Annotated in this window: 24 protein-coding genes and 1 pseudogene; 20 read left to right on the top strand and 5 right to left on the bottom strand. The window is 45.0% G+C overall.

Annotated features, from left to right (window positions below; translation table 11 throughout):
• Positions 1–100: 100 nt before the first annotated feature.
• From KKOR_RS01355 to KKOR_RS01380, 6 genes are all read left to right on the top strand, one after another.
• Entirely contained in the window at positions 101–724 is a 624-nt protein-coding gene (locus KKOR_RS01355; RefSeq protein ID WP_228638690.1) for an RNA polymerase sigma factor, read from the top strand.
• Positions 721–1,488 carry a hypothetical protein gene (locus KKOR_RS01360; RefSeq protein WP_012800213.1) on the top strand — a complete coding sequence of 256 codons (768 nt, stop codon included), beginning with the start codon at positions 721–723 and terminating at the stop codon, positions 1,486–1,488. The genes KKOR_RS01355 and KKOR_RS01360 overlap by 4 nt, the downstream gene beginning before the upstream one ends.
• Before the next feature lie 193 nt (positions 1,489–1,681).
• Positions 1,682–2,848 (top strand): cytochrome c oxidase subunit II, encoded by a 1,167-nt coding sequence (gene coxB, locus KKOR_RS01365; RefSeq protein WP_012800214.1) that lies wholly within the window; start codon positions 1,682–1,684, stop codon positions 2,846–2,848.
• A gap of 2 nt (positions 2,849–2,850) precedes the next feature.
• A complete protein-coding gene (gene ctaD / locus KKOR_RS01370; protein WP_012800215.1) occupies positions 2,851–4,410 on the top strand; it encodes a cytochrome c oxidase subunit I in 1,560 nt (519 codons plus the stop codon).
• 29 nt (positions 4,411–4,439) lie between these two features.
• Positions 4,440–5,006 (top strand): cytochrome c oxidase assembly protein, encoded by a 567-nt coding sequence (locus tag KKOR_RS01375; protein WP_012800216.1) that lies wholly within the window; start codon positions 4,440–4,442, stop codon positions 5,004–5,006.
• 35 nt (positions 5,007–5,041) lie between these two features.
• Positions 5,042–5,917: a cytochrome c oxidase subunit 3 gene (locus tag KKOR_RS01380; RefSeq protein WP_012800217.1), complete on the top strand. Its 876-nt coding sequence runs from the start codon at positions 5,042–5,044 to the stop codon at positions 5,915–5,917.
• 77 nt (positions 5,918–5,994) lie between these two features.
• Here KKOR_RS01380 and KKOR_RS01385 read toward each other — a convergent pair whose 3' ends face one another.
• Positions 5,995–6,651, bottom strand: coding sequence for a Fe2+-dependent dioxygenase (locus KKOR_RS01385; RefSeq protein ID WP_012800218.1), 657 nt, complete (start codon positions 6,649–6,651; stop codon positions 5,995–5,997).
• Between the two features lie 90 nt (positions 6,652–6,741).
• Here KKOR_RS01385 and KKOR_RS01390 point away from each other — a divergent pair, with 90 nt between their 5' ends.
• Both KKOR_RS01390 and KKOR_RS13755 read left to right on the top strand, forming a co-directional pair.
• Complete coding sequence (locus KKOR_RS01390) at positions 6,742–7,572, top strand: hypothetical protein (RefSeq protein WP_012800219.1); 831 nt, start codon at positions 6,742–6,744, stop codon at positions 7,570–7,572.
• A gap of 102 nt (positions 7,573–7,674) precedes the next feature.
• The gene (locus KKOR_RS13755; RefSeq protein WP_012800220.1) at positions 7,675–8,163 is read left to right on the top strand and encodes a pyrimidine dimer DNA glycosylase/endonuclease V; all 489 of its coding nucleotides are present in this window, start codon (positions 7,675–7,677) and stop codon (positions 8,161–8,163) included.
• Here KKOR_RS13755 and KKOR_RS01400 read toward each other — a convergent pair.
• The 4 genes from KKOR_RS01400 to KKOR_RS01415 all read right to left on the bottom strand — a co-directional run bounded on the left by KKOR_RS01400 (position 8,144) and on the right by KKOR_RS01415 (position 13,401).
• A complete protein-coding gene (locus tag KKOR_RS01400; protein ID WP_228638698.1) occupies positions 8,144–9,166 on the bottom strand; it encodes a YheT family hydrolase in 1,023 nt (340 codons plus the stop codon). The two genes, KKOR_RS13755 and KKOR_RS01400, sit on opposite strands and share 20 nt — an antisense overlap.
• 68 nt (positions 9,167–9,234) lie before the next feature.
• The gene (locus KKOR_RS01405; RefSeq protein WP_012800222.1) at positions 9,235–10,551 is read right to left on the bottom strand and encodes an HD-GYP domain-containing protein; all 1,317 of its coding nucleotides are present in this window, start codon (positions 10,549–10,551) and stop codon (positions 9,235–9,237) included.
• 109 nt (positions 10,552–10,660) lie between these two features.
• Complete coding sequence (locus KKOR_RS01410; RefSeq protein WP_012800223.1) at positions 10,661–12,028, bottom strand: HD-GYP domain-containing protein; 1,368 nt, start codon at positions 12,026–12,028, stop codon at positions 10,661–10,663.
• 83 nt (positions 12,029–12,111) lie between these two features.
• Positions 12,112–13,401, bottom strand: coding sequence for an HD-GYP domain-containing protein (locus KKOR_RS01415; protein WP_012800224.1), 1,290 nt, complete (start codon positions 13,399–13,401; stop codon positions 12,112–12,114).
• Between the two features lie 229 nt (positions 13,402–13,630).
• Here KKOR_RS01415 and ndhC point away from each other — a divergent pair, with 229 nt between their 5' ends.
• The 12 genes and pseudogenes from ndhC (at position 13,631) to nuoL (ending at position 25,230) form a co-directional block, all read left to right on the top strand.
• Positions 13,631–13,987 (top strand): NADH-quinone oxidoreductase subunit A, encoded by a 357-nt coding sequence (gene ndhC, locus KKOR_RS01420; RefSeq protein WP_012800225.1) that lies wholly within the window; start codon positions 13,631–13,633, stop codon positions 13,985–13,987.
• 115 nt (positions 13,988–14,102) lie between these two features.
• Positions 14,103–14,579, top strand: a pseudogene (locus tag KKOR_RS01425) (NuoB/complex I 20 kDa subunit family protein); the annotation flags it as partial.
• A gap of 76 nt (positions 14,580–14,655) precedes the next feature.
• Complete coding sequence (locus KKOR_RS01430) at positions 14,656–15,351, top strand: NADH-quinone oxidoreductase subunit C (RefSeq protein ID WP_012800227.1); 696 nt, start codon at positions 14,656–14,658, stop codon at positions 15,349–15,351.
• On the top strand, positions 15,344–16,597 hold the full coding sequence (locus KKOR_RS01435; RefSeq protein WP_012800228.1) for an NADH-quinone oxidoreductase subunit D: 1,254 nt from the start codon (positions 15,344–15,346) through the stop codon (positions 16,595–16,597). Before KKOR_RS01430 ends, KKOR_RS01435 begins: the two co-directional genes overlap by 8 nt.
• A gap of 2 nt (positions 16,598–16,599) precedes the next feature.
• Positions 16,600–17,094 carry an NADH-quinone oxidoreductase subunit NuoE family protein gene (locus KKOR_RS01440; protein WP_012800229.1) on the top strand — a complete coding sequence of 165 codons (495 nt, stop codon included), beginning with the start codon at positions 16,600–16,602 and terminating at the stop codon, positions 17,092–17,094.
• A gap of 14 nt (positions 17,095–17,108) precedes the next feature.
• Positions 17,109–18,404 carry an NADH-quinone oxidoreductase subunit NuoF gene (gene nuoF, locus KKOR_RS01445; protein WP_012800230.1) on the top strand — a complete coding sequence of 432 codons (1,296 nt, stop codon included), beginning with the start codon at positions 17,109–17,111 and terminating at the stop codon, positions 18,402–18,404.
• A 17-nt stretch (positions 18,405–18,421) separates the two neighbouring features.
• Positions 18,422–20,665, top strand: coding sequence for an NADH-quinone oxidoreductase subunit NuoG (gene nuoG, locus KKOR_RS01450; protein ID WP_012800231.1), 2,244 nt, complete (start codon positions 18,422–18,424; stop codon positions 20,663–20,665).
• Positions 20,665–21,705, top strand: a complete 1,041-nt coding sequence (nuoH, locus tag KKOR_RS01455; RefSeq protein WP_012800232.1) for an NADH-quinone oxidoreductase subunit NuoH — start codon at positions 20,665–20,667, stop codon at positions 21,703–21,705. The genes nuoG and nuoH overlap by 1 nt, the downstream gene beginning before the upstream one ends.
• Positions 21,702–22,193 (top strand): NADH-quinone oxidoreductase subunit NuoI, encoded by a 492-nt coding sequence (nuoI, locus tag KKOR_RS01460; protein ID WP_012800233.1) that lies wholly within the window; start codon positions 21,702–21,704, stop codon positions 22,191–22,193. The genes nuoH and nuoI overlap by 4 nt, the downstream gene beginning before the upstream one ends.
• A 39-nt stretch (positions 22,194–22,232) precedes the next feature.
• On the top strand, positions 22,233–22,913 hold the full coding sequence (locus KKOR_RS01465) for an NADH-quinone oxidoreductase subunit J (RefSeq protein ID WP_012800234.1): 681 nt from the start codon (positions 22,233–22,235) through the stop codon (positions 22,911–22,913).
• Positions 22,910–23,212, top strand: coding sequence for an NADH-quinone oxidoreductase subunit NuoK (nuoK, locus tag KKOR_RS01470; protein WP_012800235.1), 303 nt, complete (start codon positions 22,910–22,912; stop codon positions 23,210–23,212). The genes KKOR_RS01465 and nuoK overlap by 4 nt, the downstream gene beginning before the upstream one ends.
• Complete coding sequence (nuoL, locus tag KKOR_RS01475; protein WP_012800236.1) at positions 23,212–25,230, top strand: NADH-quinone oxidoreductase subunit L; 2,019 nt, start codon at positions 23,212–23,214, stop codon at positions 25,228–25,230. Before nuoK ends, nuoL begins: the two co-directional genes overlap by 1 nt.
• Positions 25,231–25,236 lie beyond the last annotated feature (6 nt).

A 25,236-nucleotide genomic window follows, 5' to 3' on the forward strand; every position in this document is an offset into this window, starting at 1 on the left:
TTGTGGCTAACCCAGGCATTGAACAGGTAACAATATGCTTGAAAGCCTTACACTAAAAAGCCATGATGGCGCTGGGGATGTGTTTCATAAGAGATCAAGCGTGACCAGAAGTAACGAAACCTTTAACAGCAATCAACAGCGCCAAGCCTCTTGCTCAGACCAACTGAGCGATGAGGCTTTGATGGTTGGCTATACCAAAGGCAATATGCGTGCTTTTGAGCAACTTTATTTGCGGCACAAAAATCCTTTGTTACGTTACTTTTTACGACAGGTAGATGGTCGTGCCACGGCTGAAGAGTTGTTTCAGGAAACCTGGCAAAGCGTGATAAAAGGTAGCGACGGTTATCAGGTCAGTGCCAAATTTACCACCTGGCTCTATCACATGGCGCGTAACAAATTGATTGACCATTACCGCAAACAAGGCCGAGGTGAGGTTTTATCATTGGATGATGATACTGATATGCAGCCGGTGGCGAATTCAGCCAGCGAGCCTGAGCAGCAGCTCAACGAGGCTCAATCCAAACAGCAATTTTTTTGGGCTTTGAATCAATTGCCGCTGGTGCAGCGCGAGGTGCTGGTGTTGAAAATCGAGAGTGGCATGACGGTGCAAGACATTGCAGAAACCATTCAGGATGATGCGGAGGCGGTGAAAAGCCGTTTGCGGTATGCGGTACAGAAACTCAAGCAGTTAATCAATGAAGCAAAGCTTGAGGTGGAATTATGAGTAAAGATAAAGACATAGAAAAGTTGCAACAATGGCAGGGCGAGGAAGAAACCAGTCCAGAACTGGATCAAAATATCCTGGCCATGGCTGAACAGCATCTCAAACAAAAAGAGCAGAAGGCTGCCGGTGGCAGCTGGTGGCATCGTTTGCGCGTGCCTGTTTCAGTGGCTGCTGGGTTACTGGTGACCCTTGGTGTGGCCCGTCTGATGGTCAATTTAAGTGGCGAAGACATGAATAATATGGCGCAGGTAGCCAGTTCAAAACCACTAGAAGAGCGTTATGCGATTGAGATGGATGCCGAGATGGCTTATTTAGAAAGGGAGCGTCAGAAACAAGAGCAGGTCAACGCTCAAGCAAAGCGTGAAAGCAAACAGCGAATGCTGGCTGCGCCTGCAGCACCGCAGGAGCCGGTACTGGAATTTGAGCCGCCTAAAGTCAGTGATATGGCTGAAGAATCGATAGTAGTTACCGGTTCGAGAATACGTGCTGTAGACCTTGAGCAAGCAGAGCCTGTGACAGTTATCGACGGAGAAATCGAGCAAACATCAGGCTTTGATGAGCATGGCGTATTAGATGAAGCGGTCCTCGGTTATCCCTTGCCGGAAGTCTGGATCGAGGAAATTGAACAGGCGTTAGAAGCAGGCGATGAGATTACCGCGTTGGATGAGTGGGGGCAGTTTAAGCGCACCTATCCTGAGTACGAAGTTGATGAAAAGTTGCTTAAGCGTATAAAAACCCTACAAAAACTACGAGAAAACCCATAGATGTGTTGGGTTTTATTACAGATCCGTCTAGTTTTTCCCTATCTTCTCAGATAAAATGGCCGCCCTTAAATCTTGATTCGGATCAAGGTTGATTGGTCAAATTCCTGTTAGGGCAGACGGGGATACCTGGTTTTATTATCAAATTAATAACAATTTCCGCATTTTGCGGGTTAACGTTAGTGGAGAGAAGAGCATGTCATTGTTCCGCAAAGTCGCTCTCGCTGTAACCGCGCTAGCTGTTTTAGTGCTAACCGGTTGTAGTGAACAGGCGTATAACATGCGTGAAGGTGTGACTGAGATCAGTAAAGAAGTTTACGAATTACACATGATCGCGATCTGGGTCTGTGTAGTGATCGGAGTCCTAACTTTTGGCGCAATGTTTTACTCGATGTTTGCGCATCGTAAAAGCAAAAATCCTATTCCAGCTAAGTTTTCTCACAGTACCACCGTTGAGATTATTTGGACCGTTATTCCTTTCATTATCCTTATTGCCTTAGCAGTTCCTGCTGTTAGCTTGTTGATAAAGATGGAAGATTCCAGTGATTCAGACATGACCGTTATGGTTAAAGGCTGGCAGTGGAAATGGGAATATAAGTACATCGATGGCGATAATGACCCGAGCAACGATGTCAGCTTCTTCTCAAACCTTGATGAGCAGTCTCTGAAAACTAGAGACAATTCAGGTAAAAACTTCTCTGGTACTCCTATTGATTATGAAAACTATCTTTTAGAAGTTGATAACCCTCTGGTTATCCCTGTTGGTCAAAAAGTTCGCTTTTTGGTTACTTCTGAAGACGTTATCCACTCTTTCTGGGTACCTGACTTCTCCGTCAAAAAAGATGCTATTCCAGGCTTTGTTAATGAAGTGTGGACAAAAGTAGATGAGCCAGGTATTTACCGTGGTGTCTGTGCTGAGCTATGTGGTAAAGACCACGGCTTTATGCCAATCGTGGTGCACGTAGTAGAACAAGCTGAATATGACGCTTGGATGGCTTCTAAAGTTGAAGAGGCTAAATCTGGTCCTGACTTGAATGAGCGCACTATGGCTCAGCTGATGACTGAAGGTGAAGCAGCTTATAACAAGTACTGCGCAGCCTGCCACATGCCAAACGGCCAAGGTAACGGTCCATTCCCATCATTGGTTGGTAGCCCGATCATTGAAGGCGATATCGAGAAGCATATTGATGTGGTGGTAAATGGCGTTTCTGGAACTGCGATGCAGGCGTTTGGGCAACAGTTAACTGAAGCTGAAATTGCTGCTATCGTCACTTATGAGCGTAATGCTTGGGGCAACGATAAGGGCGATAAAGCTCAGCCACAAGACGTCTACGACTTCAAAAATGCCGGTAAGGAGGAATAATTATGGGTGATCATAAACCAACCGGCATTTCACGCTGGTTATTTACTACGAACCATAAAGACATTGGTACCATGTACCTGGTCTTCTCGTTCATCATGTTCCTGATTGGTGGTGCTATGGCAATGGTTATCCGTGCCGAGCTTTTCCAACCAGGCTTACAGTTTGTTGAACCTAACTTTTTCAATCAGATGACAACCCTGCATGGCTTGATCATGGTCTTCGGTGCTGTGATGCCAGCGACTGTTGGTCTTGCTAACTGGTTGATTCCGATGATGATTGGTGCGCCAGACATGGCCTTACCACGTATGAACAACTGGAGTTTCTGGATTCTTCCAGCAGCCTTTATCCTGTTGTTGTCATCACTGTTTATGGAAGGTGGTGCGCCTAACTTCGGTTGGACTTTCTATGCGCCACTGTCGACCACTTATGGTCCTCCATCCACTGACTTCTTTATCTTTGGTGTGCACTTGATGGGTATCTCATCCATTATGGGTGCTATCAACGTTATCGTGACTGTATTCAACATGCGTGCTCCTGGCATGACTTTGATGAAAATGCCATTGTTCGTATGGACCTGGTTGATTACAGCCTTCTTGCTGGTCATGGTTATGCCAGTACTAGCTGGTGCGGTAACCATGATGCTGACAGATCGTCACTTCGGTACATCATTCTTTGATGCTGCCGGTGGTGGTGACCCAGTGATGTTCCAGCACATTTTCTGGTTCTTCGGTCACCCTGAAGTTTACATCATGATTCTTCCTGCGTTTGGTATCGCTTCTGCGATTATTCCAACCTTTGCTCGTAAGAAACTGTTTGGTTATTCTTCAATGGTTTACGCTACAGCATCGATCGCTTTCCTATCATTCATCGTATGGGCGCACCACATGTTTACCGTGGGTATGCCAGTTAAAGGTGAATTGTTCTTCATGATTGCGACCATGTTGATTGCGGTTCCAACCGGTGTGAAGGTATTTAACTGGGTTGCAACTATGTGGCAGGGTTCAATCACCTACGAAACGCCTATGTTGTATGCGATTGCTTTCGTGATTCTATTCACTATCGGTGGTTTCTCTGGCGTGATGTTGGCGTTAACTCCGGTGGATTGGCAGTATCATGACACCTACTTCGTGGTAGCTCACTTCCACTATGTACTATTCCCGGGTGCTATTTTCGGTACCATGGCAGCGGTTTATTACTGGATGCCTAAGTGGACTGGTCGTATGTATGATGAGAAGTTGGCTAAAATCCACTTCTGGTTATCAATCGTGTTTGTTAACTTAACTTTCTTCCCAATGCACTTCTCAGGTTTGGCGGGTATGCAACGTCGTGTTCCTGATTACAACATCATGTTCTCTGACTTCAATATGTGGTCAAGTATTGGTGCATTCGGCTTAGGTTTGACTCAGTTCTTGTTCTTGTGGATTCTGGTTAAAACCTGCATGTTGAAGAAAGGTGAGAAAGCGACTGATCAAGTATGGGAAGGTGCAGAGGGTCTTGAATTTAATCAATTACCTTCACCAGCGCCGTACCATTCATTTAGTACGCCACCTAAAGTCGACTAATAGTGATTAATCTGACGAAGTAACTGATTATGAGTGATATTAACCAACAGCCAGAGCAAGACAAAAACAAGGTCATGACCCGTAAGTTGGTCATGGTGGTGTTGATTATGCTGGCTTTCGGTTTTGCCATGATTCCTTTGTACGATGTGTTCTGTGAAATCACGGGCTTAAATGGTAAATCAAACGGTCTTGCTGTTTACGAACAGCAAGAACCGGATACCAGCCGTGAAATTACCGTTCAATTTATGACAATCACCAAGAACGACATGCCTTGGGATTTTCAGCCAGTACAAACACAAATAAAGGTCTATCCTGGCAAGGAATATGAAGTGAACTTCCGAGTTAAAAATCGCGCAGGTAAAGCCATTGTAGGACAAGCGATTCCGAGCTTTTCGCCAAACCTGGTCAGCCAATATTTCAATAAAACAGAGTGTTTCTGTTTTAATCAGCAAACATTGGCTGCGGGCGAAACTGAAGAAATGCCGATGCGTTTCTTTGTCGATAAAGATCTACCGGAAAAGTATGACACCATTACATTGGCTTACACATTGCATAATGTGACCCCTGCCGAACAACAAACACAGGCTGCTGACTAAGACGTCAGCGCAACGGTCTTTAACGGAGACATACGATGAGTGAACAAACAAATACAGAATACGAAAAGTATTATGTACCAGAGCAGAGCAAGCTGCCGTTTATCGGTTCTATCGGCTTGTTCCTAACTGCTTTTGGTGCAGGCAATATGGTCCAAGGAAATTACCCTGAGGGTTATATCTTGTACCTTGGCTTAGCAGTACTGGTTTACATGTTATCAACTTGGTGGGCTGCCACTATCCGCGAATCTATGAGCGGTTTATACAGCGCACAAATGAGCCGTTCATTTCGTCAAGGCATGTTATGGTTCATTACTTCAGAAGTAATGTTCTTTGCTGCTTTTTTTGGCGCATTATTCTATGTACGTATTTTAGTCATGGAGTGGTTAGGCGGTTCTAGCAATAACGCTGCTACTCATGAGTTCTTATGGCCTGAATTTATTCCTAACTGGCCTATGGAGAAGACTCCTGCTGGTGAAACCACACAAGGTATGGGTGCCTGGGGCTTGCCGGCAATCAATACGGCGATTCTTTTATTCTCATCATTCACTTTGACCATTGCGCACCACGCATTGATTGAAAAGAATCGTGCGACCTTAATCCAGTTCACTGCAATTACTGCAGCTTTGGGTGTTATTTTCATGGGGCTTCAGATTTGGGAATATATTCATGCATACACTGAAATGGGATTAACCTTAGGTAGCGGTATTTACGGCTCAACCTTCTTTATGTTGACGGGTTTCCACGGCTTGCACGTAACGGTAGGTACAATTTTCCTAATTATCCTAACCATTCGTTGTGCTAAAGGTCATTTTACCCCACAAGATCACTTTGCTTATGAAGCCGGTGCCTGGTACTGGCACTTCGTTGACGTGGTCTGGGTATTCCTGTTTATCTTCGTTTACATCCTGTAAACAGCTAAAAAGTCAGACAAAAAACCGCCTCTTGGGGCGGTTTTTTTTGGCGTTAAAATGAGTAGGATATTATCGGATTAGTCAGCCCACATCCGTAATAAGTTACTGTATGATTTGCTGAGCCGATCATACTGTTCTGACTTTCCCTGGGTCTCGAGCTCATGTGTCACGGCTTGTTTCAAATCAAATAATAATTCTCGCTGGCTAGCATCACCAACCTTACTTTGTAACCAACCGACCATGGCAATGCGTGTACCCTCGGTTACAGGGTTAACTCGATGTAAGTAGCTGCTTGGATAAATTAGGACTTCACCCTTGTCGAGCTTCCATGAGCGTTCTCCAGTAGAATCACATAACACCAGTTCTCCGCCATTATAGTCGCTGGTAGAGGACAGGCAGTACGTAAAAGATACATCCGTACGCACGCCTGCGATATAGGCGTCATCTATATGATTACCGTATTGCATGCCTTGCTGGTACCGATTGAGCATCACTCTGGCAAACTGTTTGGGTAAACAGGCCGCTTGAAAGATTGGGCTTTTTTGAAGGTGCCTGAAGAGCATGGCTAAAGGTGCAGGCTGATCATCCACTAGCAGAATCTGCTGGTTATTCTTAAGCGAGCGTACTGCTTTGCCAGCCGTTTGCTGGCCGGAATGGAAGTCGAGCTTTGCTACCTCTTCACAGATTACATTGAGGGTATTCGGTTCGATGATGTCAGAAAGCTGAAGTATCATAAATATGTTATTGAGAATCAATCGCATCTATGGAATGATAGCCAGTATAAAGCAATGTAAGTTAGAAAAGAAACTTCAAAGGGTAATTCTATGTACGAAAAGCGAAAAATATGGCTTGGAGTCAGTTCAGCCTTGCTGGCAACTAGCGTGGCTTCAACGGAAGTGGATGCGAAATCGTTGCCATCTGATGGAAATCAACTCGTCACAGCAATAAGTAGCGTGTCTTTACTTAGCGTAGGAGAAGGTGGTGAAGGCGAGGCCGGCGAAGGTGAAGGTGGAACTAATATCGATTTAGCTAAAGATGATGCAGCTTTCTTGGCCCAATTAGGATTGATTCGTGGTCATTTATGGGTTGGCTATAAGTTGTATCAAGAAGGCCATATAGACATGGCTAAAACGCACATGAAGCATCCTGAAGATGAGCTCTATGCTGGATTGAAGCCTGTATTTGAGGCGCGAAAAGTGAATGGTTTTGCGAATGAGTTGCAAACTCTTGCGAAGGCCGTCAATGAAGAGAAAGGCGAAGCTGCAGTGAAAAAAGCCTATAGAGCCTTACAAAGCAGAATTACTCAAAGTGAAGAAATCCAGGTGAAGTCAGCGCGTGATATTTTGCTGAGCATTAGTTTAATGATCAGAACAGCTGCTGATGAGTATGCTATTGGGGTAAAAAAAGGTGATGTGGTTAATGTCCATGAGTATCAGGATGCTTTTGGATTTACCGAAATAGCGATTGAAAGATTAGACTCTATCAGTAGTGAGCAGCAAGAATTAGCACAAGACGATATTGCCAATACACGACAGTGGCTGCTAGAGCTGAGAGAATTATGGCCAAGTGTGGATCCAAAAGGTAAGTTGGAAGGCGATGCCAGTCATTTATATGGAGCAGCAGCAAGAATCGAGTTAGCCGCAATGAATAACTAAAATTAATGTTTATAAAAAGCCGCCCATAGTGGCGGCTTTTTTATGCCAATTTCACATGAGTCAGATGATAATGCATCTTTGTTTGATTAATGACTGACTGTAATGAATATTTTCGTATTGGATAAGGATATAAAATTATGCGCGCAGTACCATTGCGATCAGCATGTGGTGAAGATGATTCTAGAGAGCGTGCAAATGCTGTGCACCGCGTTGAATAAAAAAGGCTTCGTGACGCCCTATAGGTCAACACATGCTAAACATCCTTGTGTGCTTTGGGTCGAACACTCATACAGTAATTTTATTTGGTTGACTGAATTAACCAGGGCATTGAACGCTGAATATCGATTTCGGTTTAACAAAACGGGTGACCACAAATCAATGAGTGTATTGCAAGAAGTAGAAGCAATGCAGTTCGAAGACTCGGGGTTAACTGAGTTTGCTCAGGCCATGCCGAATGAGTATAAGGTTAGAGGTAATGCAGTTGATGCTTATCGCAACTTTTATCGAGGTGATAAGCTGCGATTTGCCAAATGGACTAAGCGATCAATGCCATACTGGATTAATACGGGCTCTATTGAGCTTCAAGGTTGAGCTGCTCTAAAAGGAAATCATCCAGCCAACTGTGTAGCTTAGAGTTTTTGATGAAACCGCAATGTCCGCCATGTTCTGACAAAAAGTATTCAATATTAGGATTAACGGGCAAGTCATAGATAGCCCGATAATCGATGATGGGATCATCCTTGGCTAACAATACGGTAGTATCAACATCAAGATTACTAAGATAGTCGCCAGTGATATCGTAACCATCAAAATACGCGTTGATGCTGTCGTAGTCACCATAAAAATTAACTAACTCTTCGGTCAGTTTGCGCATTGAATCGGTTCTTAGTGACTCTTCTATATCATATAGATGGGGAAAGAGTTCCTGCTTTTTGCGCAATGACCGCTTCCATTTATACATAAAGTATTTGATGTAAAGCGACAGTCCGTTCTCTAGCTTTTCTAAAACGTCTGTAGGATCTAGGGCCGGACAAATAGCAACCGTTTTAGCTAGCCGAATATCATGCTTGGTAGCTTGTTTGGCTACTCGTAATGCAAAATTCCCGCCTAGTGAAAAGCCGGTAAGAAATAGTTTACTGGGTTGATATTTAGTTTGAATTTTTTTTACTGCATTTATGACTTCATCAAGACGATTGGAATGAAATAATTCCTGGTTTAGATGATGGCTATCACCGTGGTCTCGTAGGTTGAGTCTGACTACATTGTATCCATGATTAAATAAAGTGCTAGCGCAGGAAATCAGGTAAAGAGATTGATGACTGCCTTCCCATCCATGAATCAGAACAACTAGCGGCGCATCAGCTTGTGATTGTGCGTAAAAGCTTTGTAGCTTAACACCATCGTCGCACTCAATGATTACTTCTTTGGATGCTTGCAACATGGGCTGAGCACGATGCTGAACGAAACGGCGTCTTAATTTGAAAGTTGCCAGTAGCGATTGAACATGTTGGTTTTGTGCCCAGGTAGGTGCTTTATAATTAACAGTATTGGGAGATGGAGTTGTTGACTCAGCTTGCATAGAAATGATCGGCAAATAAGGTGGCCTTAAGCATAAGCAAAAAAGGCGCAAATGTCATTGTTACAGTCGATTATTGAGGTTCTTCAAACAACATCTTTGATATAGGATTCGTAACAAAAATCGACCTCTGAATCAGCTAAAGCTTTTTTAATACGTAATATATTACCCGCAGTGTCGGTAGGATGCTTGGATAGGTCACTGGCGATTGGTTGGATGCGCCTGCCTTCTGTATCTGTTAACAATTCAACAACAGGTTCCAGCTTATGTTCTTCATTAACCGAAAGTATCAGCGCAAGTTGCCCATTGTTCATTTGGACCAGACTGCCAACAGGGTAAATGCCAACCATATGGATGAACTGTTGTACCAGCTCAGCATCGTAATGATTGGTTTGCTCTTTATAAAGAATGGAAAGAGCCTGACTGGCTGGAATGCCTTTATGGTAGCAACGGTCACTGGTCATAGCGTCATAACTATCAACTATCGCAATAATTCGGTCATAGAGTGATAGTAGTTGAGACTCAACATTTCGGGGGTAGCCATCGCCGTTCATTCGCTCGTGATGATTGCGGGCTACGGCACAAATTTGTTCATCGACTCCACCATGTTGCTTGAGGAAGTCGTAGCCGAGAACAGTATGTTTTTTTACTTCAGCAAACTCTTCCGGGCTTAAACTCGCAGGTTTATTGAGAATGTCCTGTCGTACCTTCATTTTACCAACATCATGCAGCATGCCGCACATACCCAGAACTTCAAGGTTTTCCCGCGGGAGTTGAAGGTGTTTGCCAAAAGCAATAGCTAAAATACCGACGCGAACACAATGCTCTGAGGTGTATTCATCTTGGTGCTTAATTTTTGAGAGCCAGAACATTGCGGTTTCATTACGCAGAATGCTATCAACAGTTTGTGACACAAGATCTTTAGAACCTTCGATATCAATTTGACTGTCGCGCTGGACGTCCTTCATGAGTTGATAAATGTGGCTATAAGAACGATCAAAGGTGGTTTTTACTTTCTTGAGTTCTTCGCGTAGGAATTGACTTGCTTGGGTTGGGCGTAAATCAAGTTTTGGGTAAATGACTTTTTGATTATCGAATTCTACGATGGTTTTGTAGTAGGTTCGATAGGATTGAGCGTCAATGAATACGTGTTGGCAGTATTTTTGTAACAGGTGGATTTCGTTCTGGGTGGAGATTTTGAGTTCCTGAAACATGACTGGAACTTCTGTCCAGGGTCTATCAAGTTCAACAACCGTCATACCAACCCGCAAGCGAGAAGCTAGTATCTTCCGCTTTTCTATGACTTTTTCTGTAGTTTTTTTAGGTTTTAAGTTACTATCTCTTTGATTAGCCTGAGCTTTTTGACTGCTGCGCTTAAATCCTAATAAGTCGAATACTGCCATATCCTAATCTCCCTTGCTACTTAATGATAGTACTTATTGCAAGGAAATGACAAGCAAATCTGACTAAAAAATAGACAAAAATAAAGTGCTACATATAATCTAGTAACCGTTAGGCCACCTGGTATGAGGGGGAAGAACGTAATAAGACTGCTTTTAAATCAAAGTCTACCTCATGATCGGCCAGAGAGCGTTTGATTCTCAAGATATTTCCATAAGAGTCGAAGACTTGTTTAGATAGGTCGACAGCAACGGGTGGAATTAATTTTCGATACTGATCAGTCAGTAACTCTACAACTGGTTCAAGTTTATGATCTTCATTGGTTGAAAGTACTACCGCAATTTGGCCATTAGAAATTTTCACCAGGCTACCCACTGGGTATATACCTACCATTTGGATAAACAGCTGCACTAGCTGGCTATCATAATGATTATGTTGCTCATTATATAATATGGATACAGCCTGAGAGGCGGGCATGCCAAGTCGATAACAGCGATCGCTGGTCATGGCATCATAACTATCAACAATAGCAATCATTCGGTCGTAAAGAGAGAGACTTTCATCTGATATTTTGCGGGGATAACCCTCACCGCTGATATGTTCGTGATGGTTATGGGCAGCCTGTTGCACTTCTGTTGCAACCTGACCATGAGATGATAGGTAGTTATAACCTAACACTGTGTGTTGCTTAATAAGGTCAAATTCTTCCTGAGTAAGCGTGGTGGTTTTATTCAAAACGGTGGTTGGTATTTGCATTTTTCCGACGTCGTGCAACATGCCACATAACCCCAATAATTCTAGTTGCTCCCTGTCAAGTTGCAGGTACTTACCAAAAGTTATGGCAAGAATTCCCACCCGTAAGCAATGCTCTGCTGTGTACTCGTCTTGATTTTTAATTTTACTCAACCAGAACATTGCTGTGTCATTGCGTAGAATACTGTCGACACAGTCCGCCACCACTTCTCTTGCGGCTTCAATATCGATTTGGCTATCACGAGCGACCTGCTCAAGAACTTGATGAATATGCTTCAAGCTACGATCAAATGCCTTTTTAGCTTTGGGTAATTCTGCCCTGAGAGCCTGACTAGTTTGTTTGGCGTTGAAAGCTTTTTTATTATGAGCGTGCTTTGGTTTATTGCTATGGAAAAGGTTGTCCGAGGTGACGCTGGTATAAGAAAGGTAATCAACATAAACCTCTTCACAGTATTGCTGGAGTAAAGCGATATCGCTACGAGTGTGAATGGTGATTTCCTGGAAATCAACCGGAACTTCAGTCCAAGGTCGATCTAGCTGTATAACCGTCATACCAATTTGTAGATCAGTGACTTTGAGTTTCTTCTTTTCTAGTTTTTGGTGGTGTTTTGGGTTGGGGTTATGAGTCTTGGTAGACTGATAGTGGTGTGCTGATTCATGAATCGAATCACGATCACGACGTGCGGCTTTGCCCATCCATTGGGTGATTTTGTCCAAAAAACTCATGGCAACCTCCTTGTGTCGAATTTTTATACTATTCGCTTATAAGGGAAGGTGCAAGAAAAAAATAGCCTATACAAAATAGGGGCTTAGCCATTACCCCGGATAAAGTCCTCTAAGTTAATATCTCGCGAACTATCTCTTAGCGGTTTTTTAATGGCATAGAGGTTATTGTCTTGATCATATTGCTCTTTCGTTAAATCAATGACAATAGGACGACGGAAATTACCTTTGGTATCAAGAATAATCTCGATCTTGGGCTTAAGCTTTTGATCGGGGTTAGCCGCTAACACAATGCCGGTTTCACCATTGGTCATTTCAACTAAGCTTCCTGGGGGATAGATGCCGACCATTTGAATAAACTTTTCCACCAGATCAGTATCAAAGTGTGTGCCACGTTCTTTAAAAAGAATACCCAGTGCCTCAAGAGGAGCTAGGCCATCACGGAAACTGCGATCACTGGTTATGGCATCGTAAGCGTCAATGATACCGATAATTTTAGGATACATGCCGATACGTTCACTTTCCAGGCGTTGTGGATAGCCTTTACCATCAACCCGTTCATGGTGGGCATGGGCAACGTCACTGACAATTTCATCAAAGCCACCGTGCTGTTTTAAGAAAATGTAACCAAGCACCGTATGTTCTTTCATGACTTTAAATTCATCGTCAGTCAATGGACCTGGTTTATTGAGAATTTCAGGTGGAATTTTCATTTTACCGACATCATGCAATAGCCCACACATGCCGATATTTTCAAGTTCTTGATGGCTGAAGCCTAACATCTGGCCGAAAGCAATGGCCATAATGCTAACTCGCAAGCAGTGTTCGGAAGTATATTCATCACTGTCCTTGATACGTGATAACCAGAACATGGCATTGGGGTTGGCGAGGATACTGGTTACACATTCAGAAACCAGGTGCTTGGATTCATCGATGTTAATGGCTTTATTGTTTTTTACCGCGTCAAGTAGCTCTTTAATGCTTTTCTTAGAAGCTTTAAAGATACGTTCAGCGCGGGGTAACTCCTGATGCAGGCTATGATGAGCTTCTTCGGCTTCAGAGCGTGCCTGTTTATATTCGGCGCTGGGATAATCGTGTTTGATGGTCTCCCAGTACTCTTCGTCAAGCTCGACATAGACATGATTACAGTAGACAGCAAGTGTATCCAGATCTTCCTGATTTTGTAATGGGAATCCTTGAAACAACACAGGAACTTCAGTCCATGGGCGATCAAGCTCGGCAATTTGCATACCAAGCGTTAATTCGTCGACAGGGATCTTGATTTTGACCAAACGGGTGCGCTTCTTGCGCTGGGTCTCTGACTCCCGTGTGGTAGAAGTATCGTCTTGCTCTTTTTTGCTTCGTTTAAAAATCATTGAGATACATCACTTGAGTCTTGTTAAACCATACTAAAATAATTCATCGAAATAGCAAAGCGTTCTATAGCGCAATTTTGTAACTTTGTGTTGTAATGCATATTAGCAGGGCTGAAAGGACGAAGTATGGGGACTAGCCAAATCTCTGAACTGCTGGTAAGGTATTTCAAAATAAGTAAAAACTTATTGATATATAAGGAAACAGGGCGCGCATGAGACTCATAAATCTATGATTGAACAATATGCACCAATCCTCGTTTTTATCATCATTGGGCTGTTATTCGGCACAGGACTATTGTTAGTCGGATATTTTGCCAGCCCAACCAATCCTGATCCCGAAAAAGAAAAAGCATTCGAGTGCGGCTTTGATGCGTTTGAAGATTCCCGAATGAAATTTGATGTGCGCTTCTACCTGGTGGCCATTCTTTTCATTATATTTGATCTGGAAATTGCTTTTTTATTCCCTTGGGCTGTGGTGTTTGATGATTTAGGTTGGTTTGGTGTGGTTAGTATGGGGGTCTTCTTGTTATTACTTTTGATTGGTTTTGCCTACGAGTGGAAAAAAGGCGCTCTTGAGTGGGAGTAGTGAATGCTATGAACAAGTTGTTAGTAGAGTCTTTTCAAGAAGCATTGTGTATTCGACCGATACTGTGTTCAGTAAATGCAGTAATTAATAAGTGCGGTAATTAATAGGTACGACAATGGGACTGGAACAACAATTACAGGGTGACGGATTTGTAACGACCAGTATCAAAGACCTCTTTGACTGGGCGCGTACAGGTTCAATGTGGCCAGTAACTTTTGGCCTGGCATGTTGTGCCATCGAAATGATGCATGCCGGTGCGGCGCGTTATGATATGGATCGCTTCGGAGTAATCTTCAGGCCGAGTCCACGTCAGTCCGACGTGATGATTGTGGCCGGTACTCTAACCAATAAAATGGCGCCAGCGTTGCGCCGCGTTTACGACCAGATGCCGGAACCTAAGTGGGTCATCTCCATGGGCTCCTGTGCCAACGGTGGCGGTTATTATCATTATTCATATTCTGTTGTTCGCGGTTGTGACCGCATTGTCCCAGTCGATATTTATGTGCCGGGTTGCCCACCTACAGCAGAAGCTCTCCTTTACGGCATTATTCAATTGCAAAATAAAATTCGCCGTCAAAAAGTAATCCCTCGTTCTATGGCTCACGACGAAGACTCTGTTGCGCAGACTGGCTCAGCGAAATCGATTTCCTCAAACAAAGAGGTGTCTCTTGGCTGAATCACTGGTTAACACACTGGGCAACATCTTTGGTGACAAGCTAATTGCTTGCGATAAGGCTTTCGGTGAGGTGACTATTGAAGTGGCACAAGATGATTTGCTGGAAGTTGCCAAAGAATTGCGTGACCAAGACGAACTCAAGTTTGAGCAGCTTATTGATCTGACTGTGGTTGATTATATGACTTATGGTCAGGACGAGTGGGCAACTACTGAAGCAACCGGTACAGGTTTTGGACGTGCTCGTGAGGCAATCAGTTCGCCGGTTCACCAAGAATGGCAGCGAGATCGATTCGCGGTGGTTTATCATCTATTATCGATTAGTCATAATTGGCGCTTACGTGTTAAGTGTTTTGTTAAAGAAAATCGTCCAATGTTACCCTCGGTCATTCCCGTCTGGAATAGTGCTAACTGGTATGAACGTGAAGCCTTTGACCTGTTTGGTATCTTGTTTGAAGGCCATCCGGATTTACGTCGCATATTGACTGATTATGGTTTTATTGGTCATCCTTTCCGCAAAGATTTCCCTTTGATAGGCAATGTTGAGTTGCGCTATGACGCTAAACAAAAACGCTGTGTTTATGAGCCGGTTTCAATCGAGCCGCGTGTGCTAGTACCAAGAGTCATTCGCAAAGAAAAAGATCCTGCGGTCTACGTCAGCAGTCCTGAGCAAGGAGGCAAGCGTGGCTGAAATTCGTAACTACACTATTAACTTTGGCCCACAACATCCGGCTGCGCATGGTGTCTTGCGTTTAATTCTGGAAATGGACGGTGAGACGGTAGTGCGAGCTGATCCACATGTGGGTTTGTTGCATCGCGCCACTGAAAAGTTAGCGGAAAGTAAACCTTACAATCAAAGCATTGGCTACATGGACCGACTCGATTACGTGTCCATGATGTGTAATGAGCACGCTTATGTTCTGTCGATTGAAAAATTGATGGGCATTAAACCACCAGAGCGCGCGCAGTATATTCGCGTTTTGTTCTCGGAAATTACCCGCATTTTAAATCATTTGATGTGGATCGGGGCGCACGCACTGGATATTGGTGCCATGACGGTTTTCCTTTACGCTTTTCGTGAGCGAGAAATCTTAATGGATTGCTATGAGGCTGTCAGTGGTGCTCGTATGCATGCCACTTATTTCCGCCCCGGTGGTGTCTATCGCGACTTGCCTGATGAAATGCCACAGTACAAGGTATCGCCTTTTAGTAATGAAAAGAAGGTTGATGAACTTAATGCAAATCGACAAGGTTCGCTATTGGACTTTATTTGGGACTTTACCGAAACCTTCCCTGACCGAGTTGATGAATACGAAGCCCTGCTGACCGAAAATAGAATCTGGAAACAGAGAACCGTTGGCATTGGTGTGGTGACACCGGAACGTGCATTACAACTGGGTTTTAGTGGGCCCATGCTACGTGGCTCTGGTATCGCTTGGGACCTGCGTAAAAAACAGCCGTACGAAGTGTATGACAAGATGGGCTTTGATATTCCGATTGGAAAAACCGGTGACTGTTATGATCGTTACCTGGTACGAGTCGAGGAGATGCGCCAGTCGAATAAGATAATTCGTCAGTGTGTGGAATGGTTGCGTGAAAATCCAGGGCCAGTCATGTTAGAAAATCATAAGGTGACCCCGCCAGACCGCGAAACCATGAAAGATGATATGGAAGCCCTGATTCATCATTTTAAATTGTTCACCGAAGGTTATTGTGTGCCAGAAGGTGAAGCATATGCTGCAATTGAGCACCCCAAAGGCGAGTTTGGAATTTATCTGGTTTCAGATGGTGCTAACAAACCTTATCGCGTCAAAATTCGTGCTGCCGGCTTTGCCCATCTGAGCGCTATGAATGAAATGGCGGCAGGTCATATGTTGGCGGATGTGGTGGCTATTATCGGTACCCAGGACATTGTATTTGGAGAAATAGATCGATAACCATGAGTGCAAATGACTTAACAAGTATGTTGTCCGCAGAGTCAATCGAGAAAATTGACTTGTGGATTAGCAAGTACCCTACCGAGCGCAAGCGCTCGGCGATTATTCCGGTGCTGACCATTGTGCAGGAAGAGTTAGGGCATTTAAGTCGCGAGGCGATGGATGCATCGGCTGACTATTTGGAAATCCCACATATTGCAGCTTATGAAGTAGCAACTTTTTATTCGATGTTTCGCTTAGAGCCAGGCGGTAAACATGTGGTGTCTCTCTGTACCAATGTGTCATGCATGATGGCAGGCAGCGAAGCATTAAAGAAATGGTTTAAAGATGAACTAGGGATTGAGCCGGGACAAACCAGCAAAGATGGACGCATTTCTTTAAAAGAGGTGGAGTGTATGGCCGCTTGCGGTGGTGCACCGATGCTGGAAGTAGATAAGCAATATCACGAAAATTTAACAGTGGAAAAGATGGCGGATTTAATTCGCGATCTGAATTAGAGGTTAGTTAACCGATGGCAAATGAAGTCTGTTTTAGAACTTTGCACCTGGATAAGCCTTGGACGCTTAAGACCTATGAGTCTGCCGGCGGCTATCGCATGTGGCGCAAAATTCTGGCAGAAAAAACGCCACCGGAAGAGATTATTGAAGAACTTAAGTTGTCAGCTCTACGTGGACGCGGTGGGGCTGGTTTCCCCACGGGGCTCAAATGGAGCTTTATGCCGCGACATGCGCCGGGACAAAAGTATGTGGTCTGTAATTCTGATGAAGGTGAGCCGGGTACTTTTAAAGACCGAGACATATTACGCTTTAATCCGCACCAGCTGATCGAAGGTATGGCAATTGGTGGTTATGTGATGGGCGCGACCGTGGGTTACAACTATATGCGCGGTGAGTTTTACGAGCCCATTGACCGTTTTGAACAGGCTCTTAAAGAAGCTTATAAGGCAGGCTTATTAGGCAAGAATATTTTAGGTTCGGACGTGGATTTTGATTTACACAGCCACATTGGCGCCGGTGCTTATATTTGTGGTGAAGAAACCGCATTGCTGGAATCTTTGGAAGGTAAAAAAGGCCAGCCACGTTTCAAACCTCCTTTTCCTGCGAACTATGGCTTGTATGGTCGCCCAACCAATGTGAATAACACGGAAAGTTATGCTTCTGTACCAGTTATTTTAGATAAGGGCGGCAAATGGTTTTTAGAGCTGGGCAAAGAAAATAATGGCGGCACTAAAATCTTTTCAGTGTCAGGCCATGTCAATAAGCCGGGCAATTATGAAATTGGTTTAGGTACCCCCTTTAAGGATTTGCTGGATATGGCTGGTGGCATGAAAGATGGCAAAAAACTGAAAGCCGTTATTCCCGGTGGGTCCAGTGCGCCAGTATTACCAGCGGATGTGATGATGGATATCACCATGGACTATGACGCCATAGGCAAGGCCGGTTCAATGTTGGGATCGGGAGCTGTGATTATCATGGATGAAGATACCGACATGGTCGAAATATTAGGACGTATTGCTCATTTTTATTATGAAGAGTCTTGCGGACAATGTACTCCGTGCCGCGAAGGTACCGGCTGGATGTCACGCATGATTCATCGCATTGCCAATGGGCAGGGTAAGCAAAGCGACCTCAAAGATTTGGATGAAATTGCAGGCAATATTATGGGGCGTACCATTTGTGCGCTGGGCGATGCAGCAGCCATGCCGGTGCAAAGTTTTATTAAGTGTTTCAAACAAGAGTTTGAAGCGAAAATTGAGCAGGCGGTTGCTGAACAAGAGCAAGCCGCAAAGCAAGCTGTTAATGAATAACGAGGCACGATAATTTTATGATTTCGATAGAAGTCGATGGCCGAAAAATTGAAGCCGAAGAAGGTGCAATGATTATCGAAGTGGCGGATGCCAATGGTATCACCATTCCTCGTTTTTGTTATCACAAAAAATTATCCATCGCCGCCAACTGCCGTATGTGTCTGGTCGAAGTTGATGGCGTCCGTAAACCATTACCTGCCTGCGCTACCCCAATCTCTGATGGAATGGTGGTGAAAACCGGCTCCGATATGGCACAGGGTGCGCAAAAATCAGTGATGGAGTTTCTGCTTATTAACCACCCACTGGATTGCCCAATTTGCGATCAGGGTGGCGAGTGTGAGTTGCAGGATTTAGCAATGGGTTGTGGTGGTGATGTGTCACGCTTCACTGAAGGTAAGCGAGCGGTTTTTGATACTGACTTAGGCCCATTAATTGAAACCGAAATGACGCGTTGTATTCACTGTACTCGATGTGTGCGATTTGGCCGTGAAATTGCGGGTATTCGTGAAATGGGTGCTACTGGCCGTGGTGAGCACATGGAAATCACCACCTTTATTGAGAAATCCGTGGACTCGGAAGTATCCGGCAATATTATTGATTTATGCCCAGTTGGTGCATTGACCGCAAAACCTTCTCGCTATCGTGCCAGAGCCTGGGAAATGACTCAGTATGATTCGGTCTCGCCACACGACTGTATCGGCGCCAACTTGCATGTACATACTCACCGTAACCAGGTTATTCGAGTTGTTCCGAAAGATAATGAAGCCGTCAATGAAGTCTGGTTATCGGATCGTGATCGCTATTCTTATGAAGCGGTGACGATGCCGGATAATGACAATCGTCGTTTGCTAGAACCTATGATGAAGATCAATGGCGAGTGGCAGCCAACGGACTGGGAAACGGCTCTCGAAAAAGCGGCCAGTAAATTAAACATGTTGGCGCAAACTGATGGCCCTGAGCATATCGGCGCTATCAGTAGCCCCAGTGCAACTACCGAAGAAATGTATTTGTTACAAAAACTGATCCGTGGGCTGGGTTCAAATAATGTGGACCATCGCATTCGTATCAGCGATTACTCGATGCAGGAAAATGAATCATTGTTCCCGGAGCTGAGTATTGAGCTGTCGGAGCTTGAAGCTTTAGATGCTTGCCTGCTGGTTGGAAGTGACTTACGCAAAGATCAACCATTGGCGGCATTGCGGGTGCGTAAAGCTACCCGGCATGGGCAGATCGCGATCATTAATGCGCGAAAACTGTATAACAACTTCAATGTGCTGCATGAAATTGAAGCGACGCCCGATGATTGGTTGCAACAGGTGGCGGGAGTGGCTAAATATTTACTCGACGAGGCTATGGCCTCTGAGGATGTGTCTGCGGACAGCTTAGGCTACGAAGGCTTCGATGTGTTGCTCAAAGATATTAACGTTGAACAAGCGCATATTAATATCGCAAAGATGCTGACCAAAGCGGAAAAAACTGGCGTGGTCTTGGGTTTGAGCGCGCTGGAGTTTAGCCACGCGGCAACCTTGAGAATGCTTTGTCGCGCAATCGCTGGCTTATCCGGTGCAACTTTTGGCATCATGACTCATGGTGGCAACAGCGCTGGTGCTTATCTGGCCGGCGCGATTCCGCACCGTGGGCCCGGTGGTGCGGATGTGGAAGAGGGTGGCCAGACTGCTCAGCAAATGCTTAGTGAGGGCAAAAAAGCGTTCATTCTACTGAAAACGGAAATAGGCAAAGAAGCGGTCAATGCCGAGCAGGCTAAAGCCAGCTTGCAAGCCAGTGAGTTTGTGGTTGCGCTCAGCAGCTATACCGATGATGAAGCGTTTGAATATGCTGATATTATTTTGCCGATTGCCAGCTACCTCGAAAGTCCTGGCTCTTATGTCAATGTAAACGGACATTGGCAGGATTTTAATGCCTGTGTCAGTGCGCCGGGCCAGGCCAAGCCAGCGTGGAAAGTGTTACGGGTGATGGGTAACTTGCTGGAACTGAAGAACTTTGACTATGTTTCTGCACAGGATGTGATGCAGGAAGTTAAAGGTCGTATGGGTGCCGTAGGTGACCGCATCAAGTCACGCTGGCAGTGTCCTGAAAGCCTGCCAAATGAGGGCTTCTGTCCGGAGCGATTAAATATCTATCAGGTGGATTGTTGGACGCGTCGGTCGAAAGCCCTGCAAAAAACAGCTTTAGCGAAAGGCCAAGAAGATCTGAAGCGCCCAAAACTGAGTCCATTCCATAATATTTTAGGAGGCGTCTGATGATTGATATCATTATAGACGCACTCATTATTGGTTTTAAAATCAACCTGATTTTATTGCCATTAATTTTAGCGGTTGCATACACCACTTTTGCCGAGCGCAAATTGATCGGTTACATGCAGATGCGTTTAGGCCCAAACCGCGTGGGCCCTAAAGGTTGGTTGCAACCAATTGCGGATGTTATAAAGCTGTTGATGAAGGAAATCGTTATTCCTTCAGGGGCCAATAAAACGCTTTTCTTGCTCGCTCCAATACTGTTTATTGCACCGTCTTTTGCTGCCTGGGCGGTGATTCCTTTTAGCGCTGAAATAGTGCTAGCCGATATTAATGTTGGTTTACTTTATATTTTAGCGATGACATCCATCGCGGTTTATGGCGTTATTATTGCCGGCTGGGCTTCAAACTCTAAATATGCACTAATTGGCTCCCTGCGTTCTGCCTCACAAATCATTTCCTACGAAATAGCCATGGGGTTTGCTTTGGTGGCGGTGCTAATGGCGTCAGGCACTATGAACCTGGGCGACATTGTTATGGCACAGGATGGTGGTTTCTGGCACTGGTATTGGATTCCACTGTTGCCCATTCTAGTGGTCTATTGGATTTCGGGAGTGGCTGAAACCAACCGCGCACCTTTTGACCTTCCAGAAGGAGAGTCAGAAATTGTTGCCGGCTTCCATGTGGAATATGCGGGAATTGGGTTCTCCTTATTTTTCCTTGCCGAATACGCCAATATGATTCTTATTTCGGTGCTAACTGCACTATTTTTCTTCGGTGGCTGGCTCAACCCCTTTCAAGGAATACCCTATCTTGAAAGCGCGACAGACTGGATTCCGGGCACAATCTGGTTATTGCTTAAAGCGGCCTGGTTCCTGTTTATGATGATCTGGTTGCGGGCAACTTTCCCTCGTTACCGTTATGATCAGGTGATGCGCTTAGGCTGGAAAATATTCATTCCAGTTACTGTAATTTGGTTAATTATTTTGACCTTTATGATTAAAGCGGGTGTTAGTCCGTGGTTTACTGGGCGGGGTGTGCTATGAGTAGAATCCGCCAAATCTTCCGTAGCTACCTGCTAACTGAATTATTCCGTGGCTTAAGGCTCACTTGGGCGCACATGTGGAAAAGAAAGGTTACCGTCCAGTACCCAGAAGAGCAAACACCACAATCCCCACGCTTTAGAGGCATCCATGCTTTGCGTCGTTACCCGAATGGTGAGGAACGTTGCATTGCCTGTAAGTTATGCGAGGCAGTGTGCCCCGCCGCTGCGATAACGATTGAGGCGGGCCCTCGAGAGAGTGATGGTACACGACGCACTACGCGCTATGAAATTGATATGTTTAAGTGTATCTATTGTGGTTTTTGCGAAGAGTCCTGCCCAGTAGATTCGATCGTTGAAACACGAGTTTTCGACTATCACTTTGAGAAACGAGGCGACAATATTTTAACCAAGGAACAATTATTGGCGATCGGTGATCGTTATGAGGCTCAGATTGCTGAGGATAGAGCGAAAGATGCTAAGTACCGATAACAGTACCGTTAGGATATACACAGGTGAAAAAGAACCGATATGACCGCTGAGCAGATAGTATTTTACATTTTTGCAACCCTGACCATTGTGTCGGCGCTGGGCGTGGTGACGGTGCGCAATTCGGTGCAGGCGGTGTTGTGTCTGGTTCTGACCTTTTTCTCGGCGGCAGTGTTATGGATGTTGCTGGAAGCTGAATTCCTGGCAATAGCCTTAGTGCTGGTTTATGTCGGTGCGGTAATGGTGCTGTTCCTGTTTGTTGTCATGATGCTAGACGTGGATTTTGCCAGCTTGAATCAGGGCTTTACTCGGTATGTCCCGTTGGGCATTTTAGTGGCGATTGGTTTGTTGATCGGTTTGTATTGGGTATTGCGTGGTGAAGTTTTTGGGTTAGAGGCGATGCCGGAACCTGTCAAGCATGGCGCAGAGCATAGTAATGTTGAAGTGCTGGGCAGACTGCTTTATACCGATTATTTTTATGCGTTTGAAATTGCCGGTGTGATTTTGCTGGTAGCAATTGTTGCTGCGATTTCTTTGACTTTCCGCGGACGTCGCGAACGTCGCGGACAAAGTGTTCCCAGTCAGCATCGAGCGAGTAAAGACGAGCGTTTACATATTGTCAAAATGGACGCTGAGGTTGCAGAACCCGAAGAGAGTGAGCCTGAGGAAAAAGGCAAGCGCAAAAGCAAACGAAATAAAAAACCGAAGGGAGAATTACCATGAGTTTGACGCATTATTTAATGGTCAGCGCAATATTGTTCTCCATTAGCGTGGTGGGGATCATTATTAATCGTAAGAATGTGATTACCTTGTTGATGTGTATTGAGCTCATGCTTCTGGCAGTCAATACCAACTTCATTGCCTTCTCGCGTTATTTGAATGATGAAGTCGGGCAGATCTTTGTGTTCTTTATTCTGACTGTTGCAGCAGCCGAAGCGGCGATCGGTTTGGCCATTCTGGTGGTCTTGTTCCGTAGCAACAAGGACATTGATGTAGAAGACTTGCGGGAGTTAAAAGGCTGATGAGCATGCAAACCCAGCTATTATTGATAGTATTAGCGCCTTTAATAGGAGCTATGCTGGCGGGCCTGTTAGGCAAGCGGCTGGGTAGGCGTTTAACGCATCGACTAACCATTATTGGTGTCGTCATTTCCTTCATATTGTCATTACGAATTTTCTGGGGCTTCCTGTACGGTGATGCCACTCCAGTGGATATGACCGTCTATCACTGGGCCAGCTTTTCAGACCTGACGATCCAAATAGGCTTTATGATTGATAGCCTAAGTGCGTTGATGATGGTGGTGGTCACATTCGTCAGCTTGATGGTACATATCTATTCGATAGGTTATATGCACGATGATGATGGCTACCAGCGATTCTTTAGTTACCTGTCATTATTTACTTTCTCAATGCTGATGTTGGTGATGGCCAATAACTTCTTACAACTGTTTTTCGGTTGGGAGGCTGTCGGTCTGGTGTCTTATCTATTGATCGGTTTCTGGTATCAGAAGGAAAGCGCAATTTTCGCCAACATGAAAGCCTTTCTGGTCAATCGGGTTGGTGACTTTGGTTTTATTCTCGGTATTGGCGCAATCTTTTTACTATTCGGCACTTTCGATTATGCACCGATTTTTAAATCCATGGGGCAGGCCGAAGAAATCATGCAGATCAGTGAGCGTAGCGCTGAAAACGCACTGGGACTGATGAGCCTAGACGGTAGCTTTGTAGCATGGGGCGATACCAGCTGGCCAATCATCACCTTTATCTGTATCTGTTTGTTTATCGGCGCGATGGGTAAGTCAGCACAGGTGCCATTGCATGTCTGGTTACCAGATTCGATGGAAGGCCCAACGCCGATTTCTGCTTTGATTCATGCGGCAACCATGGTCACTGCCGGCGTCTTTATGGTGGCGCGCATGTCGCCGCTGTTCGAGTTTTCCGAAACAGCTTTAACCATGGTCACCATAATTGGTGCCATAACCGCGCTATTTATGGGGCTGGTAGCAATAGTGCAGAATGATATCAAGCGCATTATTGCCTATTCGACCTTGTCGCAATTGGGTTACATGGTGGTGGCGCTTGGTGTATCGGCCTATTCGGCAGCCATTTTTCACCTGTTTACTCATGCCTTCTTCAAGGCACTGCTATTCCTGGGTGCTGGCTCGGTTATTGTTGCTCTGCACCATGAGCAGAATATACGCAAAATGGGTGGGCTCTATAAACGATTGCCATTGACTTACTGGACGACTTTGGTAGGCACTTTGGCCTTAATTGGTACGCCTTTCTTTGCCGGCTTTTATTCCAAAGATGCCATCATCATGGCGGCTTCAGAGGCCCAAGGCCCAGCAGCCAGTTTTGCCTACTTTGCGGTGATGGCCGGAGTGGTTGTTACCGCGCTCTACAGTATGCGTATGCTGCTGGTGGTATTCCACGGCAAAAGTAGCCTTGATGAGCAACATTTGAATCAACTGACCGAGTCGCCTCGCGTGATTACCTGGCCCTTGATTGCCTTAGCAGTGCCATCGCTCATAATCGGCTGGTTTATGACTAAGCCAATGTTAGACGGCGACTATTTTGCTGAGTCATTAATGGTACTAACCAGCCACGACACTATGCAGGCGTTCCGCGACGAATTTGCCGGAGCCATGAGCTTTGCGGTGCATGGCTTTATGACGCCAGTGTTCTGGCTGATGTTGGCGGGAGTGATGACTGCGGTGATCTTTGTATGGCTTAAGCCTGGCTGGGGAGCCGCCGCGGGCAAAATGTTGAGTCCAGTAAATCGATTGTTGCAACGTAAATATTATTTTGACGAGGTTTATCAGAAGGTCTTTGCCAAAGGTTCTTATTCGTTAGGCGATATGCTCTGGCAATATGGTGATAAGGCAGTGATTGATGATGGTATCGTCAATAGTGGCGCTCAGACGTTAGGGCGGATTGGTCAAGCGCTACGAAAGTTGCAAAGTGGTTATTTATATCATTATGCGCTGGTGATGGTCCTGGGGTTAGTCGGACTATTACTGTGGCTAATCCTGAGAAGTTGATGAGAA

The sequence above is a fragment of the Kangiella koreensis DSM 16069 genome, from assembly GCF_000024085.1.
GTDB lineage: Bacteria > Pseudomonadota > Gammaproteobacteria > Enterobacterales > Kangiellaceae > Kangiella > Kangiella koreensis.

Coding starts and splice junctions, on each gene's coding strand:
- KKOR_RS01360 (WP_012800213.1), top strand. CDS start 721: ATGAGTAAAGATAAAGACATAGAAAAGTTGCAACAATGGCAGGGCGAG.
- coxB (WP_012800214.1), top strand. CDS start 1,682: ATGTCATTGTTCCGCAAAGTCGCTCTCGCTGTAACCGCGCTAGCTGTT.
- ctaD (WP_012800215.1), top strand. CDS start 2,851: ATGGGTGATCATAAACCAACCGGCATTTCACGCTGGTTATTTACTACG.
- KKOR_RS01375 (WP_012800216.1), top strand. CDS start 4,440: ATGAGTGATATTAACCAACAGCCAGAGCAAGACAAAAACAAGGTCATG.
- KKOR_RS01380 (WP_012800217.1), top strand. CDS start 5,042: ATGAGTGAACAAACAAATACAGAATACGAAAAGTATTATGTACCAGAG.
- KKOR_RS01385 (WP_012800218.1), bottom strand. CDS start 6,651: ATGATACTTCAGCTTTCTGACATCATCGAACCGAATACCCTCAATGTA.
- KKOR_RS01390 (WP_012800219.1), top strand. CDS start 6,742: ATGTACGAAAAGCGAAAAATATGGCTTGGAGTCAGTTCAGCCTTGCTG.
- KKOR_RS13755 (WP_012800220.1), top strand. CDS start 7,675: ATGAATATTTTCGTATTGGATAAGGATATAAAATTATGCGCGCAGTAC.
- KKOR_RS01405 (WP_012800222.1), bottom strand. CDS start 10,551: ATGGCAGTATTCGACTTATTAGGATTTAAGCGCAGCAGTCAAAAAGCT.
- KKOR_RS01410 (WP_012800223.1), bottom strand. CDS start 12,028: ATGAGTTTTTTGGACAAAATCACCCAATGGATGGGCAAAGCCGCACGT.
- KKOR_RS01415 (WP_012800224.1), bottom strand. CDS start 13,401: ATGATTTTTAAACGAAGCAAAAAAGAGCAAGACGATACTTCTACCACA.
- ndhC (WP_012800225.1), top strand. CDS start 13,631: ATGATTGAACAATATGCACCAATCCTCGTTTTTATCATCATTGGGCTG.
- KKOR_RS01440 (WP_012800229.1), top strand. CDS start 16,600: ATGAGTGCAAATGACTTAACAAGTATGTTGTCCGCAGAGTCAATCGAG.
- nuoF (WP_012800230.1), top strand. CDS start 17,109: ATGGCAAATGAAGTCTGTTTTAGAACTTTGCACCTGGATAAGCCTTGG.
- nuoG (WP_012800231.1), top strand. CDS start 18,422: ATGATTTCGATAGAAGTCGATGGCCGAAAAATTGAAGCCGAAGAAGGT.
- nuoH (WP_012800232.1), top strand. CDS start 20,665: ATGATTGATATCATTATAGACGCACTCATTATTGGTTTTAAAATCAAC.
- nuoI (WP_012800233.1), top strand. CDS start 21,702: ATGAGTAGAATCCGCCAAATCTTCCGTAGCTACCTGCTAACTGAATTA.
- KKOR_RS01465 (WP_012800234.1), top strand. CDS start 22,233: ATGACCGCTGAGCAGATAGTATTTTACATTTTTGCAACCCTGACCATT.
- nuoK (WP_012800235.1), top strand. CDS start 22,910: ATGAGTTTGACGCATTATTTAATGGTCAGCGCAATATTGTTCTCCATT.
- nuoL (WP_012800236.1), top strand. CDS start 23,212: ATGAGCATGCAAACCCAGCTATTATTGATAGTATTAGCGCCTTTAATA.